The following is a 17,553-nucleotide window of genomic DNA, read 5'->3' on the forward strand; positions in this document are numbered from 1 at the left end:
CGCCGCCAGCGCCCGCGACGACGGCTGCCTGCTGCATCCGGCGCTGCTCGACATCGCGACGGGCTGGGCGATGGAGCTGATCGCGGGCTACCAGCCGACGCATCTCTGGGTGCCGGTGAGCTACGCGCGGGTGCGGGTCCACGCGCCGCTTGGCGGGCGCATCGTGAGCTGGGTGCGCAATGCCGCCGAGAACTGCGCCGAGGCCCAGACCGCGAGCTTCGACATCACGCTCTGTGCCCCCGATGGCGCAGTGCTGGTCGAGATCAGCGGCTTCACCATCCGCAAGCTTTCGGACCCCGCGGTGCTGCAGGCGCCGCCGCGGCTCGGGGCGTCCGAGCTCGAGACCGACGCGCCCGAGGCCGCCGCCCAGCCGCTGTCGCCTGCCGAGGAACGCCTCGCCCACAACCTCTCGCAGGGCATCCGGCCCGCCGAGGGGGTGAGCGCCTTTGCCCGTGCGCTGGCGTTGGACGTGCCGCAGGTGGTGATCTCGTCCATGGATCTCGACCAGCTCACCCGCCAGACCGCCGCCTCGGGCGCCGGTCGCGATGAGGGGCAGAAATTCGAACGCCCGCAGCTCGAGCGGGATTACACCGCGCCCTCGAACGACATCGAACGCACCCTCGCGGGCTTCTGGGAAGACCTGCTGGGCGTGCAGACCGTGGGCATCGACGACAGCTTCTTCAACCTTGGCGGCCACTCGCTGATCGCGGTGCGGCTCTTCGCCATGGTGCGCAAGGCCTGGCGCATCGACTTCCCCATTTCGGTGCTGTTCGAGGCACCGACGATCCGCAAATGCGCTGCGCTCATCGCCGCGCAGACCGGCACCGGGACCGAGCGCCCCAGGGCCCCCGAGAGCCGCGCGCCCGAGCGGCGCTTTACCCATCTCGTCGCCATGCACGACGGCGAGGGCGGGCCGCGCACGTCGTTCTTCCTTGTGGCTGGGATGTTCGGCAACGTGCTGAACCTGCGTCACCTCGCGCATCTTCTGGGCGCCGACCGGCCGTTCTACGGGCTGCAGGCGCGGGGGCTCTACGGCGGTGCCGCGCCGCATGACAGCATCGCCGAGATGGCCCGCGACTACATCGCCGAGATGCGGCAGGTGCAGCCGCACGGCCCCTACATGGTCGGCGGCTTCTCGGGCGGCGGCATCACCGCCTTCGAGATCGCGCAGCAGCTCGAGACGTCGGGCGAAGAGGTGGCCCTCTGCGTGCTGCTCGACACGCCGCTGCCGGTGCGCCGCCCGCTCGAGCCGCGCGACCGGCTGATGATCCAGTGGCAGGAGGCCCGGGCCAAGGGCCCGGTCTACCCGCTGATCTGGGCCCGCAACCGCCTGCGGTGGGAGATCGCCCGCCGCCGCGCCACAGATGAGACCGCGACGCAGCACAGCTTCCACAACGCCGAGATCGAGGCCGCCTTCCTCGCCGCCGTCGCGGCCTACGAGGTGGCGCCCTGGGACGGGCCGCTGGTGCTCTACCGCCCGCCGCTTGTCGGCAAGTGGCAGGTCTCGCAGGGGCGCATGGTCAACTCGGAACGCGCCTACGTGCTGCACGACAACGACTGGGGGCAGTTCGTGCCGCATGTCGAAGTGCACGAGGTGCCGGGAAACCACGACTCGATGGTGCTCGAACCCAACGTGCGGGTGCTGGCGGGACTGATGCGCGAGGCCATCGGCCATGCCGAGGCGCGGATGCGGGGCGCCGAGCTCGTGGCCTTTCCCGACCGCCGGGCGGCGGAGTAGCCCATGCCCAAGCTTCTGGTCATATCGCTGAACTACCGCACTCCCGCGATGACGCTGCGCTCGGTGCAGCACGCGCTGCGCGAGATGCAGGGGCTCGAGGCCGAGCTGATGATCGTCGACAACGACAGCGGCGACGGTTCGTTTGAGGCCATGCAGGCGGCGCTCGCCTCCGAGCCATGGGCCGCCGGCGCGCCGGTGCGGCTGATCCAGTCCGGGCACAACGGCGGCTTCGGCGCGGGCAACAACGTGGGCATCCGCGCGGGCTGGTCCGACGGCAGCCGGCCCGACTACGTCTACCTGCTGAACTCCGACGCCTTCCCCGGCCCGGACAGCCTGCGGGCGCTGCTGCGGCATCTCGAGACCCACCCCGAGGCGGGCCTTGCCGGCAGCTACATCCAAGGCGAGGACGGTGCCCCCCACTACAGCGCGTTCCGCTTTCCCTCGGCGCTCTCCGAGCTCGAGGCCGCCGCCCGCTTCGGCCCCGTGACCCGGCTGCTGAACGCTCATCGCGTCTGGCTCGACCTCCCCGAGCGCGCGCTGCCGGTCGACTGGCTGGCCGGGGCCTCGCTGATGATGCGGCAGTCGGTGCTGGACGAGATCGGGCTCTTCGACGAGACCTACTTCCTCTATTTCGAGGAAACCGACCTCTGCCTGCGCGCCGCGCGTGCCGGATACGAGACCCACTACGTGCGCGACAGCGAGGTGGTGCATATCGGCTCGGTCTCGACGGGCATGAAGACATGGGCGCGGGTGCCGGGGTTCTGGCTCGACAGCCGCTGGCACTATTATTCCAAGAACCATGGCCGCCCTTACGCGGTCGCGGTGACGCTCGCGCATCTCGCGGGCGGCCTGATCTGGCGTCTGCGCCGCGTGCTGCAGCGCAAGCCCAAGGCCGATCCCGACCACTTCCTGCGCGATCTCCTGGTACACGATGTCAGGGCGATGACCCGGCCGCTGCCGGGACAGCGCGGGGCGCAGCCGCGTCCCGGCTGCCGCACGCCCGAGGCCAACCCGGAGTAGACGGCATGGCGCAGTTTTCCACAGTGGTGATCGGCAATGAATCCCTTCTCGTGCAATGCGCCGAGAAGCTGCTCGGCGCGGGGCACGCGATCCGCGCCGTGGTGACGCGCAACCCCGAGATCTCCGCCTGGGCCGAGGGGCGCGGCCTTGCCGTCGTGGCGCCCGGGCACGGGCTGGCGCGCAGGCTCGAGGGGCTGACCTTCGACTGGCTGCTCAGCATCGCCAATCTCGACATGCTGCCCGCCGAGGTGCTGGCCATGCCCGCCAGGGGCGCGGTCAACTTCCACGACGGCCCGCTGCCGCGCCACGCCGGGCTCAACGCCCCGGTCTGGGCGCTGATCGCGGGCGAGCACCGCCACGGCATCACGTGGCACATGATCGAGGGCGGCATCGACGAGGGCCACATCCTCGTGTCGCGCGGCTTCGACATCGCGCCCACCGACACCGCGCTGACCCTGAACACCCGAGCCTACGAGGCTGCCATCGACAGCTTCGGCGACCTGATCGAGCAGCTCGAGCACGGGCTGCGGCGGGGCCGGCAGGACCCGTCGCCGCGCCGCCACCACCCCCCGCCGGACCGCCCCTCGCGGCGAGGGGTGCTCGACCTCCCCCGCCCCGCGCCCGAGCTGGCGCGACTGGTGCGGGCGCTGGATCACGGCGGCTACGCCAACCCGCTCTCGGTGCCGAAGATCCGGGCGCGCGGGCGGCTCTGGCTGGTGGGCGGCGCAGTGGCGGTCGGGGGCGAGGGGGCCCCGGGCGAGGTGCTCGAAGCCAGCGACGTCCACCTGACCGTGGCCTGCGGCAGCGGCGCGCTGCGGCTGGCGCATTTCACCCACCCCTGCGGCGCGCCCGCGCTGGTGGCGCGGGTTGGCCGGGCGGGCGAAGTGCTGCCGCTCGCCGACGCCGAGGAGCGCGCCGGGATCGACGCGAAGATCGCCGCCGTCGCGCGGCACGAGCGGCACTGGCGCAAGCGCCTCGCCGACCTCGCTCCCGCCGAGCTTCAGGGGCTCGGCAAGGGTGGCGGCGAGATGGTGGCCCGGCCGCTGGTGCTGGGCGAGGCGGTGCCCCCCGCCGCGCTGGTCGCGGCCTGGGCTGCGCGACTCGACGGGCACGAGATCTGCGACATCGCCTATGCGGACGAGGCGCTTTCCGCGCTGGCCGAGGGCGGTTTCATCGCGCCCTGGGTGCCGCTGAGGGTGCACGCGGGCGGCAGCATGCAGGCGCTGGCCGAGGACGTCGGGCGCGCGCTTGCCATGGTGCGCAACCGACGCGGCTTTGCCACCGACCTTCCCGCCCGCGACCCGGTCCTGCCCGGCGCGCCCACGGTGCCGCACATCGGCCTCAGCCTCGGTGCCGGCCCGATCGAGGGCACCGCGCTTACCGTCGAACTGTCCGCCGACGGCCCGGTGCTGCACGGCGACACCGGGCACATGCCCCCGGCGCAGGTCGAGCTGCTGGCCGCCCGGCTGGAGCTCATGGCCCGCGAGGCGCAGCCGGGCACGCCGCTTGCTGCGCTGCCGCTGCTGCCCGAGGCCGAGCGCGATCTCGTGCTCAACCACTGGAACGAGACTGCGCAGGAGCACGACCGCAGCCTCACCGTGCAGGCGGCCTTCGAGGCGCAGGTGGCCCGTACCCCCGATGCCGTGGCGCTGGTCTTCGAGGGCCAGAGCCTCACCTACGCCCAGCTCGATGCCCGCGTCAACCAGGTGGCGCATGTGCTGCGCGGCATGGGTGTGGCGCCGGGCACCGTGGTGGGCCTGCACACCCGCCGCTCGGTCGAGCTGATGGTCGGCGCGCTCGGCATCCTCAAGGCGGGCGGCGCCTACCTGCCGCTTGACCCGTCCTACCCGGCGGACCGGCTGAAGCACTACATCTCCGACAGCGGCGCGCCGGTGATCGTCACCCAGTCCGCCCTGCGCGCCGAACTGCCCGAGCACCGCGCCGGGCTTCTGGTCATCGACGCCGACCCGCGGCTTGCACAGGCACCCTCGCGTCCGGTGGGGCCGACCAGCGGGCCCGGGGATCTGGCCTACCTGATCTACACCAGCGGGTCGACCGGCACCCCCAAGGGCGTGATGATCGAGCATCGCAACGTGCTGAACTTCTACCTCGGGATGGACGCCAATGTACCGCACGAGCCGGCGGGAACGTGGCTCGCGGTGACCTCGCTCAGCTTCGACATCTCGGTGCTCGAGCTCTTCTACACCACCGCGCGCGGCTTCACCGTGGTGCTGACCTCTGACGAGGACCGCGGGCTGATCTCCAGGGGGCCGATGCCGCTCTCGGATGCGACGATGCAGTTCTCGGTCTACTACTGGGGCAATGACGACGGCGCCGGGCGGGACAAGTACAGCCTGCTGCTCGACGGCGCGAAATTCGCCGACGAGAACGGCTTCTGCGCGGTGTGGACGCCCGAGCGGCACTTCCACGCCTTCGGCGGGCCCTACCCGAACCCCTCGGTGACCGGTGCCGCCGTGGCCGCCGTCACGAAGAACATCGCCGTGCGCGCGGGCTCGGTCGTGGCGCCGCTGCACCACCCCGCCCGCATCGCCGAGGACTGGGCGGTGATCGACAACCTCACCAACGGCCGCGCCGGGCTCGCCATCGCCAGCGGCTGGCAGCCCGACGATTTCGTGCTGCGCCCCGAGAACACGCCCCCCGACAACAAGCCCGCCATGTTCGAGACCATCGAGCAGGTGCGCCGGTTGTGGCGGGGCGAGGCCGTGGCCTTCCCCCGCAAGGACGGCACGCCGCACGCGCTGGTGACACAGCCGCGCCCGGTTTCGGCCGAGCTGCCGGTCTGGGTCACCACCGCCGGCAATCCCGAGACCTGGACCGAGGCCGGGCGGAGGGGCTGCAACGTGCTTACCCACCTGCTGGGCCAGAGCATCGACGAGGTCGCCGACAAGATCCGCCTCTACCACGAGGCGCTGCGCGGCGCGGGGCACGACCCAAAGGACTTCACCGTTACGCTGATGCTGCACACCTTCCTCGCCGCGACCCGCGACGAGGCGCTCGAGGTGGCGCGCGGGCCGATGAAGGACTACCTGCGCTCGGCTGCCGGACTCATCAAGCAATACGCCTGGGCCTTCCCGGCGTTCAAGCGGCCGCAGGGACTCAACAACCCGTTCGAGCTGGATCTCGACATCCTCGCCCCCGAAGAGCTCGACGCCATCCTCGACTTCGCCTTCGAGCGCTACTTCAACGACAGCGGGCTTTTCGGCACGGTCGAGGACGCGCTGGACCGGACCGAGCAGCTCAAGCGAATCGGCGTGGGCGAGATCGCCTGCCTGATCGACTACGGCATCCCGCGGGCGCAGGTGCTGGACGGGCTGAAGCCGCTGGCGCAGGTGGTGAAATCCGCCAACGTGGCACCGGCGCTGGACCCGGGCGATTTCTCCATCGCGGCGCAGATCCTGCGGCACCGGGTGACCCACCTGCAATGCACGCCGTCGATGGCGCGGATGATCGCCATGAACGACGAGGCGCGGTTCGCGCTGTCGAAGCTGCGGCACCTGTTCCTTGGCGGCGAGCCGCTGCCCGGCGCGCTGGTGCAGGAACTCGGCCGCATCACCGGGGCCAGCGTGACCAACATGTACGGGCCCACAGAGACCGCGATCTGGTCCTCGACGGAACCCGCGGGACCGGGCAACGGGGTGGTCAACATCGGCCTGCCGCTGGCGAACCAGCAGCTCTACGTGCTGGACGACGATCGCGCGCCGGTAGGCGTGGGCCTGCCCGGCGAGCTCTGGATCGGCGGCGAGGGCGTGACCCGCGGCTACTGGGGCCGCGACGCGCTGACCGCCGAGCGCTTCGTGCCGAATCCGTTCCACAGCGGGCGGATGTACCGCACCGGCGACCTCGTGCGGCGGCGCGTGGACGGGCGCATCGACTTCATCGGCCGCGTCGATCACCAGGTGAAGCTGCGCGGCTTCCGCATCGAGCTGGGCGAGATCGAGGCGGCGCTCGAGTCGCAGCCGGGCGTCACCCAGGCGGTGGTGGTCGCGCGCGAGGATCAGCCGGGCGACGTCCGGCTGGTGGGCTACTACAGCTCCGGGCTCGAGCTCGACGAGGCCGCGCTCAGAGCGGCGCTGCGGGCGGATCTGCCGGTTTTCATGGTGCCGTCGCACCTTGTCCGGCTCGAGAGCTTCCCGCTCACGCCGAACAAGAAAGTCGACCGCAAGGCGCTGCCGAAGCCGCAGCGGGTGTCGCGGAGGCCGAGCCTGCCGCCGTGCCGGATCTGGCACCCGTCGTTGCACCGGGTCCGGCACCGATGCACGTTGTCCCGGACGGTGGTCGGCTGCAGGCGCGCATTGCCGAGATCTGGTGCTCGGTGCTGGGCGTGGCGCAGGTTTCGGGGTGTGACAGCTTCTTCGACCTCGGCGGGCACTCGCTGTTGGCGGTGCAGGCGCATCGCGCGATCCGCGACGAACTGGGCGCCACTGGGCTCTCGATCACAGACATCTTCCGCTTCCCGGTGCTCGCGGATCTGACGGCGCGGGTCGCGGCGCTGATGGCAGCCGCCACCCCGGAGCCGGTGACCCAGGAGCCCGCCCGCGCCCCGGTGCAGCCCGCCGCCCGGGTGGCGGCGCCGGTCCCGGTCGAGCGCGCGCAGGCCCGCTCCGACGCCATGGCCCGCCGTCGCGCCATGCGGGCGCGGCGCAGCGCCTGAGCCGTGACGGTCGCGGCTCTCGACAGGGCGCTGGCCGCTCTGGATCTGCCCGCCGGGCTCGGCCGGGCGGTCTCGGGGCCGGTCTACGACCTCGGGGCGCTCTTCCCCGAGGAGCGCGCCGCCGTCGCCCGCGCAGTCCCGTCGCGGCAGGCGGAGGTCGCCGGCGGACGGCAGGCCGCCCGGCACGCGATGGCGGCGCTCGGCCTGCCGCCGTGTGCCGTGCCGATAGGCGCCGACCGCGCCCCGCGCTGGCCCGAGGGCGTGGTGGGCAGCATCACCCATGACGGTGGGCTCTGCCTCGCCATCGTCGGACGGTCGGAGGCGTGGCAGGCCATCGGCATCGACCTTGAGCGCGATGCGGAACTGTCCCCGGAGATCGCCGCCGAAATCGCCACCGAGACCGAGCTTTCGGCCCTCGCCCCACTGTCCCGCGGGCGGGCGGCGGCGCGGGTGTTCAGCGCCAAGGAGGCCGCCTACAAGGCGCAGTACCCGCTGACGGGCTGCCTCTTCGGCTTCGACGCCATGGCCGCCCATCTGCCCGACGGCGGGATGCGCATGTGCGCCGACACCGGGCTCGGGAGAGGCGCCGCGCTGCCCATGCAGCAGCACCTCTTCGCCGGGCGGGTGCTGTCGCTCTGCCTGATGCCACGCCCCGCGGTTCACGGATGAGACACGGACTGTTTCCCATCGCCGTAGCAATTTGCATGGCAAAAAACCGGCAGTTTGGTTAACTTGCGACATGTAAGCGGCGCTTTTCCTGCGGGCCCGGCCGGGTTGCCCGGGCCATGCGGGACCGGGGCGTCGTTTTCCGTTCGCAGGGTGGGGGCCCACGTTGCGGGAGCAGTGACATGAACCAGTTTCAGTCGGTCGGCGAGCTGTGGGCGGCGCTGCGGCGTCGTGCGGCCCTGATCGCCCTGGTGGCCCTGATCGGCTGCGCCATCTCGCTGTGGGTCGCGTTCAACCAGACCAAGGTCTACGAGACCACCGCCGTCGTGCAGATCGAGGAGGGGCAGGTGCCCGACTCGCTCGCCGGCCCCTCGGCTCAGGGGCAGGACGCCTCGCGCCGCGTGCGGCTGATCGAGCAGCGGTTGATGTCGCGGGACAATCTCCTGCGCTTCATGGAAGAGCACCAGCTGTTCACCGCCGACCCCACGATGACGCTCAACGAGCGCGTCTTCCAGATGCGCAAGGCCGTGCAGATCGAAGAGATCCGCGCCGCCGGAAACAGCTACCAGCCGATGCGGGACGCGCCCTCGGGGCTGCTCATCACCGTGACGCTCGACGATCCGCAGAAGGCCGCGGATCTGGCGAACGAGCTGATGGAGACGGTGATCCGGCAGTCGCGCGACCGCAGCGTCGACCGTGCCCGCGACACGCTGGCCTTCTTCGAAGAGGAGGCAGCGCGGGTCGAGGCCTCTATCGAGGCGCAGGAGCTTCGCATCGCGGGCTTCAAGCAGGACAACGCGGCGGCGCTGCCGAACGGGCTCACCGCGCTGCGCGAGCAGCTCACCGCGTTGCAGGACAACGAGCTCGAGCTCGACCGCGAGATCGTCGCGATGGAGGGCAGCCCGACCCGGCAGCGCGAAGAGGTGCAGGCCCGGCAGGTGGCGCTTCTGAAGGAGCAGAAGGTGCTGGTGCAGAACCGCATCGCCCAGATCGAGGAAACCATCCGCAACGCGCCCGAGGTCGAGCGCGCGCTCTCCGGGCTCGAACGCGAGCTGACGCAGCTGCAGGAGCAGTACAACGTCATTACCCGTCGCAAGGCCGATGCCGAGATGGGGCAGATGCTCGAGGACCGCCAGCAGATGGAGCGCTTCGAGGTGCTCGAGACCGCGCTGGTGCCCGAGGTCCCGGCCTCGAGCAGCCGCAAGAAGATGGCCGCGATGGGCGCCGTGGCGAGCCTCATCGCCGGCCTCGTTGCGGGGTTCGTGGCGGAGCTCGCCAACCCGGCGATCCGCAGCGCTGCTCAGATGGAGCGGGCGCTCGGGATCCAGCCGGTGGTCGCGATCCCGCCGATCCGCACCAGCCGCGACCGGCGCGGCAAGGGGCTGCGCCGGTTGGGCCTTTTCGCGCTGCTCGCGGCGGCGCTCTGGGCGGGGCTGCATTTCTCCGGGTCGCTGGTGCCCTGGCAGGGGCTCTTCGGCAAGTGGCTGCCGCGCGCGGCGCAGGGCTGATCCTGCGGCTGTTCGGGATGATCTTGCCCCGGGGGCTGATCCTGAGAGGGCGTGGGGCTGACCTTGCTGCGCCGGCTGCGGGCGTCAGTAGGTGTACTTGTCGAGGCTGGTGCCTTCGGCCTTGTTGAGCACCATGCCGAGCAGCGGGGTGTTCTTGCCGAGCAGGCGTTCGACCTCGCGGACCTCCTTGTCGGTGGTGAGCCCGCCCCCGATCACCAGCAGCACGCCGTCGAACAGCGGGCGGAAGGCCATGACGTCGTCGAAATAGAGTGCCGGCGGCAGGTCGAAGAGCACCACGTCCGGCTGCAGCATGGTCTCGACCTGCCGCAGAGTTTCGGCGGTGCGCGGCGTCTGCAGCAACTCAGAGGCGTAGGGCTCGACCGCGCCGTTGAAGCCGAAGGCGATGTTGTGCCCGGCGTGGATGGCGTTCTCACCCATGCGCACGAGATGGCGCTCGGGCGGCAGCAGGCCGCGCAACATGTCCCCCATGGAGCCCGGATCGCGGAAGCCCATGATCTTGTGCAGGGTCGGGCGGCGCAGGTCGCAATCGAGCAGCAGCGTCCGGCAGTTCTGGTGCCGCGACAGGCTGATCGCGAGGTTGGCAGCGGTGAAGGTCTTGCCGCAATCCTTGGTGGGCGAGGTGATGGCAACACGCTTCCAGCCATGATCGGCGAGCCCCTGCAACAGCTTGGTGCGCAGGATGTCGAAGGCGGCATGCGCCGGGTCCTGCCGCGCGGCGGTGACGATGCGGTTACGCTCGAGGTGGCGGGCATCGACGGAGAATTCCGCGAGGTCGTGCCAGCCACGCTGTTGCAGCGGCGCGGGTGACTGCGCGGCCCGGGTCGCGACGGCAGGCGCCGCCGGTCGCGGGGCGGTCTGGCCACGACGGGCTTCGGCCCGCGCGGCCTCGGCGACGCGCTCGGCCTCTGCACGGCGGGTCGCCTGCGCGGCGGATGTCTTGGTCTCGCGCCGGGCGAGACGTTCGGCGCGGGTTGCGAGCGGTTCGACCGGGGCGATGTCCTCGTCGGGGAGGTCGTCCAGCGGGCGGTTCCGGCGCCGGAACCTGCGGCGTTCGGTCATCGTCATGCCACGCACCCCGCCACGACGCGGCGCGCGCCGGAACGGCTGTCCCGGCGCGCGCCCGGAGCGAAGGAATGCGTCGAGCTGACCATCTGCATCTGCCTGCCATGTGCCCGTGCAACACGGGCCTTCCGTTAACCTTGAGCCGTTAGACCAGACGATTCTGTCAAGAATAAGGTCCGGCCGGGGGGATTGTTGACGAGGACGCGGGGCCCGGACCCCGCTCAGAACCCCATGAGGTTGGCGTGTGTGATCGCCTGCGCCACGAAGGCCGAGCGGTCGGTCTCGGGCGACCAGCCCAGCATCTTCTTGGGCTTGTCGTTGGCGAAGGGCGAGAAATGCGCCCGGCTCTTCCAGTCGGCGCGCGACGGCCGCACCACGCCGCGCTTGCGCAGGGCGTATTTCTTCAGCCCGTATTTCACCGCGTCCGAGAGGTAGAAGGCGGTGAGATTGCCGCTGCTCACCCGGATCCGGGCGCCCAACGCCTCGTGGATGGCGTCGAAATAGCCGCGGGCGGACAGCAGCGGCTCGCCGATCAGGTTGAAGCTCTCTCCGATGGCCGAGGGCCGCGCGGCCATGCGCACCAGCCCGTCGGCCACGTCGTCGATGAGCACGAAGGGCAGGATGTTGTCGCCCGGTCCCCAGATCCGCACCGCGCCGGCGCCATGCCAGCGCCCGATGCCCCAGTGCTGCAGCGGCCCACCGTGGCCCACGACGATGCCCGGCCGGGCGATGGTCAGCGGCAGCCCGCGCTGGTGGTGCAGCTTCATCAGCTGGCGTTCGCATTCGGCCTTGGAGCGGGCGTAGAGGTTGCGGTCGGACATGTCGTCGGGAAAGGGCGTGTCCTCGGTGATGGTCACGCCCGGGTCGGACATGTCGTAGGAGGCGATGGTGCCGGTATAGATCAGCCGCTTCACTCCCGCCTGCTCGCAGGCCATGCCGATGCGGGTGGCGACGCCGACGTCGTTGACCAGCGCCTCGGCCCAGGTCCTGTCGAGCGACTTGGCGAGGTTGAAGACCACGTCGATGCCCGTCATCGCCTCGGTCAGCCCGTCGAGATCGTTGAGCGAGACGCCCACGGTCTCGACCGCGTCGGGCAGGTCGGGGAAGGGGCCGGAGCGTCCGCGCGACAGCACCCGGACGTCGTGCCCGTCAGAGACCAGCCGCCGGGTCAGGGCGCGGCCGATGAAGCCGGTGCCGCCGATGACCATGGCGGTGGGCCGGGGCTTGCGGGTCTGCACGGCGGGCGCCTTCACCGAAAGCGCCGCGGGCGGGATCAGCGCCAGCGCGTCGTCGAGCGCCTGCATCACCGTCACCGCGCTGCTGCCGCTGAACCGCGCGTCCTGCGGGCCGGAGAGCCGGGCGTAGATCGCCGCGTCCATACCCCGGAAACTGAGCGCATAGGGCCCCTTCTGGTTCAGCGACAGCGCCTGCGTCAGCGCGTTGCGACCGCCCTCGCGCAGGTGCTGCCAGCCCAGGTCGAGCTGCTTGCGGAGCGGGTTCACCACGAGGTCCGAGCTGTTCTCGCGCTCGACCACCAGCACGTCGCTGGCGAAATCGAGCCGTGCCCGCCCCGAGGAGCCGCGCAGCGTCACCGAGCGGTCGTCCTGGGTTTCGACCAGCGACACGGTCAGGGTGATCTCGACCCCGCCGGCGCGGGCGAGAATGCGGAAGGCCTGCGGGCGCGGGTCTTCTCCGGGCAGCATCACCGGCCGGGCGGCCTCGGCGAAGCGGATCTCGGGCGCGCCGAAGAGGTCGACGACGAAGGCCATCAGGTGCGGCCCGACCTCGAGCAGCAGGTTGCGCGGTTCCCGCAGGAGCCACAGGTTGAACGGCCCCGAGCGCAGCGGCGAGAGCGGCAGCGCGTAGCTGATCTCGCAGGCCGAGAGGCGCCCGAGCGCGCCGTCCTCGACCAGCCCCTTGAGCCGCTCATAACCCGGCAGCCCGAGGAAGTTGTGCCCGGCGTGAAAGCGGCGACCGGCGGCCTCGGCGGCGGCGAGGATCTCGCGCGTGTCGGCGACGCTTGTCGCCACCGGTTTCTCGACCAGCACATGCAGTCCGGCGCGCAGGCACTGGATGGCAAGCGGCTTGTGCAGATGCGGCGGCGTGAGGATGTGGACGGCGTCGCAGGTGCCGCTGTCGATCAGCGCCCCGACAGAGGTGAAGGGCTGGGCGCCATGGGCCTCGGCCATGCCGCGGGCGGCGGGCTCGGAGACATCGCAGATGGCGGCGACCCGGACACCCGGCGTGGCGGTCAGGGCATCGGCGTGCCAGGTGGCGATGTATCCGGCCCCGATCAGGCCCACGCGGATGTCGGACATGACAAAACCTCTCAAGTTCTACTTGTATTCGATGATGCGCATCTGCGCGTTCCGGCCCCGGCGCCAATGGTAGGTCGCCATGCCGATGAGGTTGGGAATTTTCGACAGCGCCAGCAGCACGCCGTGACGCAGCGCCTCGCCGCGGGGCAGCCCCTCGCGCCGGAGGCCCCGCACGGTGCGCAGGTAGTTCGCCGCGTAGACCGCCAGCCCGAGCGGCGCGAGCGGCCACCACAGCAACCCGCCCGCGATGACCAGCGGCAGGGCGAGGCCGTAGACCAGCACGCGCCTGCGTTCCTTCGTGAAATACTCCCGATGCAGGGCGCCCACCTGCGCGAAGCCGTGGCCGGTGCGCACGGCGCGGGTCCACCACTGGCCGAAGCGGTGCATGTCGGCGTCGTGGCGGGTCATCTCCTGCGGAATGCGCTCGAGCCGCCAGCCGGCCTTGCGCAGCCGGGTGCAGAACTCGTCGTCCTCGGCGGCGATGACGGTGGGATCGAAGCCGCCCACCGCGCGGAAGGCCTCGGCCCGGACCATCATGTCGCCGCCGCAGGCGAGGATCTCGCCCGCCGGGCGGCGCCATTCGAAATCCGCGAGCTGATTGTAGAGGCTGGCGTTGCGGCGGATCTCCGAGCGCCAGCCGGTCACCAGGCCGGTCTCGGGGTTGTCCTCGAGATGCGCCCGCGCCCGGCCGAGGTAGCCCGGCACCAGCGCGCAGTCGCCGTCGATGAACTGGACGAACTGCGGCTCGCTTAACGCCGCGAACCCGGCGTTGCGGGCGCGGGCGGCACTGAAGGGGCAGCCGAGGTCAAGCGCGACGACCGTGGCCCCGGCGCGGCGCGCCTCGGCGCGGCTGTCGTCGGTCGAGCCGCTGTCCACGTAGACTACCTGCCGCGCGGCGCCCCGGATCGAGGCCAGCGCGGCGACCAGCCGGGCGCCTTCGTTGCGGCCGATCAGCACCACGTCGACCGGGGTCATGGCCGGGCCTCCCGCCCTGGCGGTGTGCGGCCTTCGGCATAGGCGGTGAAGAGCGCCGAGAGGCGCGCAGCCTCGCGGTGGATGTTGAACTCGGCCTCGACCGTGGCGCGGCCCGCGGCACCCATGGTGCGACGCCCGTCCGCGCTGGCCAGAAGCGCGTCGATGGCCCCGGTCAGCGCTTCCGCGTCGCCGGGCGGCACCAGCAGGCCGCTGTCGCCGTGCCGGACCAGCTCGGGGATGCCCGCGATCTGGGTGGTGACCACCGGCACGCCCGCCGCCATCGCCTCCATCAGCACCACCGGCACGCCCTCGGCGAAGCTCGGCAGCGCGAAGACATCCGCCTGCGCCAGTGCCTCGGCCACCTCGGACTGGCTGCGGTAGCCAAGGAAGCTCACGCTGTCGCCCAGCGGCTTTGCCTGCGCCACGAGCGCCGCCCGCTCGGGGCCGTCGCCGATCAGCACGAGGCGCAGCGCCGGGTGACGGGCCTTCAGCGCCGCCACCGCCTGAAGCAGGATCGGCACGCCCTTCACCCCGGCGAGCCGTCCAACGAAGAGCAGCGTCTGCCCGTCGTGCGGCGCGGTCCGGTAGCGGTCGGGGTCGATGCCGCAATGGACCACGTGCAGCTTGTCCCAATGCGCAGGCGCGGCGAAACACATGAGCTGCGCGCGGCAGAAATCGCTGATGCAGGCCACGAAGCGGGCCCGCGCGGCCTTCTCGTCGATGCGCCAGAGCCGCGGGTCAAAGAAGATGTCGGGCCCGTGAATGGTGAAGCTGTAGGGGATGCCCGAGAGCGCGCTTGCCAGCATCGCCACCGTGCAAGAGGCCATGGCGATGTGGTTGTGCAGGTGCTCGACGCCCTCGCGGCGCAGCCGGGCGGCCAGCACCGCGGCCTCGGCGAAATAGATCAGGTTGTAGGCCCGGCCCTTCACGCCCCGGGGCGCCGTCCGCCACGCCAGCTGGAGCGCCGAGAGGTAGCGGCCCGGATGGCGCAGCGCCCGCAGATGAGCGCCGAGCAGGGTCAGCGGGTTGCGCGCGGCGGCGAGGAGCTTGAAGGTGCGGGCGTGTTCCTCGCGCTGTTCGGGGCCGACGAGATGCTCGGCGCCGGTGGTGCGGATCGAGCAGGTGAGCACCTCGTGGCCCAGCGCCCGCAGCGCCGCCACCTCGCGCTGGATGAAGGTGTCCGAGGCGCGGGGGTATTCCCCGGTGAGATAGGCGAGCTTCGGCAGGGTCATGCACGGCCCTCCAGCGAGCGGCGCAGCATTTCCTCGAAGGGTGCGTCGTCCTGTCCTCCGAGCCGTGCGCGCAGGGCGGTGTTGGGCCATTGCAGCGGCAGGATGCGGGCACGCAGCACCGGCTCGCGCAGCAGCCCCGGCAGGTGCGCCGAGACCGGGCGCAGCGCGCGTGCGAGCCCCAGCCACGCGGTCCAGGGCAGCGACAGCGCCACCCGCGGCCAGCCCGCAGCGCGCCGGTGCGCCGAGACGAACCGGCCACGCGTCGGCAGGTCGTCGTCCACCACGTTCAGCGCCTCGACGCCCTCGGGGGCGGTGAGAGCGGCAGAGACCAGCGCCTTCGCCACTTGCGTGACATGGGCGAGCGGCAGCGCGCCCTCGGAGGCGAGCGTCAGGTGCAGGGGCATCGCGTCGACGCCGTTGAGCGCGTGCCACGTCCGGCCCGGCCCCCAGGCCGCGCCCGGCCGGATCAGCCAGAGCGGATGCCCCGAGGCGCGGCAGAGCGCCTCCTGCGCCAGTTTGGCATTGGCGTAGGGATCGGGGCCGCGCCCCGGCGGGCAGAGCGCCGCGCCCTCGTCCAGCACCGCGCCGGGGGCGGGGAGGGAGAGGTCGTAGACCGCGATCGAACTTACCAGCACCAGCCGCATCGCGGGGGGCAGCGCCTCGAGCAGGTGCCGGGTGGCGGCGAGCGCGTCGGCGGGGATGGCCCGGGCGTCGGCGCCAGGATGGGCGGCCGCATGGATGACCGCTCCGCAGCCCTGAGCCGCCTTTGCGATGGTGGCGACCGAGGCCGGCTCGGCGAGGTCGCAGGTCAGCACCGTGACGCCCGTGTCACCCGCCCAGTCGCCGCACGTCCGGCGCACCAGAGCGGTGACCTCGAGCCCCCGGGCGCGGGCCTCGGCCACCGTGGCGCGACCGATGAAGCCGCCGGCGCCCGTGATCAGAAGGCGGGTCACATCGCCCATGGCATTGGCTCCATCGGGGCGCAGCGCGTGTTCATGGCCTGCGCCCCCGAATGTTCGCCCGCGTTCTGGATCGCCAGCGTGACCTCGGTCATGTGCAGCGCGAAATCCGCCGAGAGCCGGCAGGGCCGGCCATCGCGCAGCGCCTCGAGCATCTCGGCGGGGCCCAGCATGAAGTTCATCGCAGCCGCCCCCCAGCGCTTCACCCTGGGATGGGTCGGGCCGCGCAGCCTGACGCGCCGGGGGAAAGGGTTCTCCATCAGCCGCCGCCGCAGGGTGAGGCGCTTCGCGAATGTTACCGGCGCTGCGTTGTCCCACGCGGCGTCGCAGCGCAGCACGCCCCTGTCACCGACGATGCGGATGGAATGGTCGTGCGGGGCCACGATCGAGCAGGTCAGCCGCGCCACGACACCGCTTTCGAAGAACAGCGTGGCGACCGAGAGGTCGGGCGCCATCGCGCCGGTACCGGTCTTGTCGGGGATAGTCTCGGCGCTGGCCGCGACCACGGTGCGGACCGAGCCGAACCAGGCGATGAGCCAGGCGAGGTAGTAGCCCGCGTGCTCGAGCGTGCAGCCGACGCGGAACTCGTCCTCGTAGGGCCAGGGCGTGCCGGTCTCGGACAGCCACTTGCGGTGGGCGGCCTGCGGGATGAAGCCGTCGTCGAGCTCGGCATAGACCACCCGGGGCGTGCCGGCGACGCCGTGGCGCAGTGCGTGGCCTAGCGTCTGCGCCGCCTCGCCCAGCACCGAGCAGGGGGCAGAGGCTAGCAGCAGGCCGCGCGCCTCGGCCAGCGCGTACAACGCCTTGGCCTCGTCTAGGTCCATCGCCAGCGGCTTCTCGGAATAGACGTGGAGGCCGGCCTCGAGACAGGCCCTGTTCAGCGCGTAGTGGGCGTCGGGATTGGTGAGGTTGAGCACCAGTGATCCCTCGGGCACCGCGGCGAGAAAGTCCTCGAGCGTGTCGGCGCGGGGCAGCTTCCAATGCGCGCAGAATCGCTCCAGCCGGGCCGGGTCGCGGTCATGGACCACGGCGACCGAGATCCCCTCCATGGACTGCAGGGAGCGAAGGTAGAGATCGGCGACAAACCCGCAACCCAAAAGGGAAACCTGACGCATCACGCGGTCCCTCGCGGGGCGCGCGCAATGGTGGACATCCCGCTTCTGCAGGGCGTTGGAGAGGGGGTCATGACGGTCCTACTCACGATTCCGGAGGGGCTCCGGTGTTTACCTTCCATCAAACAAATTTGACGATATTTCGGCAGAACCCTGATCCTTTGGTGCGGCGTGACAAAGAGGGCCGGTTTTGCCCGCTACACGCTCCTCGGTCGTGGTGCCGCGCATCTTCCGTCTGGTCGCCCAACCTTCGCCTTAGTTCTTGGTTAA

10 protein-coding genes and 1 pseudogene are annotated in these 17,553 nt (G+C 71.4%); 5 read left to right on the forward strand and 6 right to left on the reverse strand.

The genetic code is table 11. From position 1 onward, the window contains the following. The 5 genes and pseudogenes from HC022_RS02420 to HC022_RS02440 form a co-directional block, all read left to right on the forward strand. Positions 1 to 1,738: thioesterase domain-containing protein (locus HC022_RS02420; protein ID WP_175583423.1), on the forward strand; the 1,738-nt coding region annotated here is incomplete at its 5' end. A gap of 3 nt (positions 1,739 to 1,741) precedes the next feature. Further along, complete coding sequence (locus tag HC022_RS02425) at positions 1,742 to 2,758, forward strand: glycosyltransferase family 2 protein (RefSeq protein ID WP_167451191.1); 1,017 nt, start codon at positions 1,742 to 1,744, stop codon at positions 2,756 to 2,758. 5 nt (positions 2,759 to 2,763) lie between these two features. Beyond that, a pseudogene (locus HC022_RS02430) lies at positions 2,764 to 7,430 on the forward strand (MupA/Atu3671 family FMN-dependent luciferase-like monooxygenase). Positions 7,431 to 7,433: 3 nt separating this feature from the next. Further along, positions 7,434 to 8,099: a 4'-phosphopantetheinyl transferase superfamily protein gene (locus tag HC022_RS02435; protein WP_167451192.1), complete on the forward strand. Its 666-nt coding sequence runs from the start codon at positions 7,434 to 7,436 to the stop codon at positions 8,097 to 8,099. Positions 8,100 to 8,278: 179 nt separating this feature from the next. Beyond that, a complete protein-coding gene (locus HC022_RS02440) occupies positions 8,279 to 9,604 on the forward strand; it encodes a Wzz/FepE/Etk N-terminal domain-containing protein (RefSeq protein ID WP_167451193.1) in 1,326 nt (441 codons plus the stop codon). Between the two features lie 84 nt (positions 9,605 to 9,688). On the opposite strand, the gene HC022_RS02445 is transcribed toward HC022_RS02440, so the two are convergent. The 6 genes from HC022_RS02445 to HC022_RS02470 all read right to left on the reverse strand — a co-directional run bounded on the left by HC022_RS02445 (position 9,689) and on the right by HC022_RS02470 (position 17,286). Continuing rightward, on the reverse strand, positions 9,689 to 10,690 hold the full coding sequence (locus tag HC022_RS02445) for a CpsD/CapB family tyrosine-protein kinase (protein ID WP_254884880.1): 1,002 nt from the start codon (positions 10,688 to 10,690) through the stop codon (positions 9,689 to 9,691). A 218-nt stretch (positions 10,691 to 10,908) separates the two neighbouring features. Beyond that, positions 10,909 to 13,005: an NAD-dependent epimerase/dehydratase family protein gene (locus HC022_RS02450; RefSeq protein ID WP_167451194.1), complete on the reverse strand. Its 2,097-nt coding sequence runs from the start codon at positions 13,003 to 13,005 to the stop codon at positions 10,909 to 10,911. Positions 13,006 to 13,023: 18 nt separating this feature from the next. Continuing rightward, positions 13,024 to 13,980, reverse strand: coding sequence for a glycosyltransferase family 2 protein (locus tag HC022_RS02455; RefSeq protein ID WP_167451195.1), 957 nt, complete (start codon positions 13,978 to 13,980; stop codon positions 13,024 to 13,026). After that, a complete protein-coding gene (locus HC022_RS02460; protein WP_167451196.1) occupies positions 13,977 to 15,212 on the reverse strand; it encodes a glycosyltransferase family 4 protein in 1,236 nt (411 codons plus the stop codon). The genes HC022_RS02455 and HC022_RS02460 overlap by 4 nt, the downstream gene beginning before the upstream one ends. Next, positions 15,209 to 16,174 carry an NAD(P)-dependent oxidoreductase gene (locus HC022_RS02465; RefSeq protein WP_167451197.1) on the reverse strand — a complete coding sequence of 322 codons (966 nt, stop codon included), beginning with the start codon at positions 16,172 to 16,174 and terminating at the stop codon, positions 15,209 to 15,211. Before HC022_RS02465 ends, HC022_RS02460 begins: the two co-directional genes overlap by 4 nt. After that, positions 16,162 to 17,286 (reverse strand): Gfo/Idh/MocA family protein, encoded by a 1,125-nt coding sequence (locus HC022_RS02470; protein ID WP_167451198.1) that lies wholly within the window; start codon positions 17,284 to 17,286, stop codon positions 16,162 to 16,164. The genes HC022_RS02465 and HC022_RS02470 overlap by 13 nt, the downstream gene beginning before the upstream one ends. Positions 17,287 to 17,553 lie beyond the last annotated feature (267 nt).

The organism is Salipiger sp. HF18, assembly GCF_011806505.1.
Taxonomy (GTDB): domain Bacteria; phylum Pseudomonadota; class Alphaproteobacteria; order Rhodobacterales; family Rhodobacteraceae; genus Salipiger; species Salipiger thiooxidans.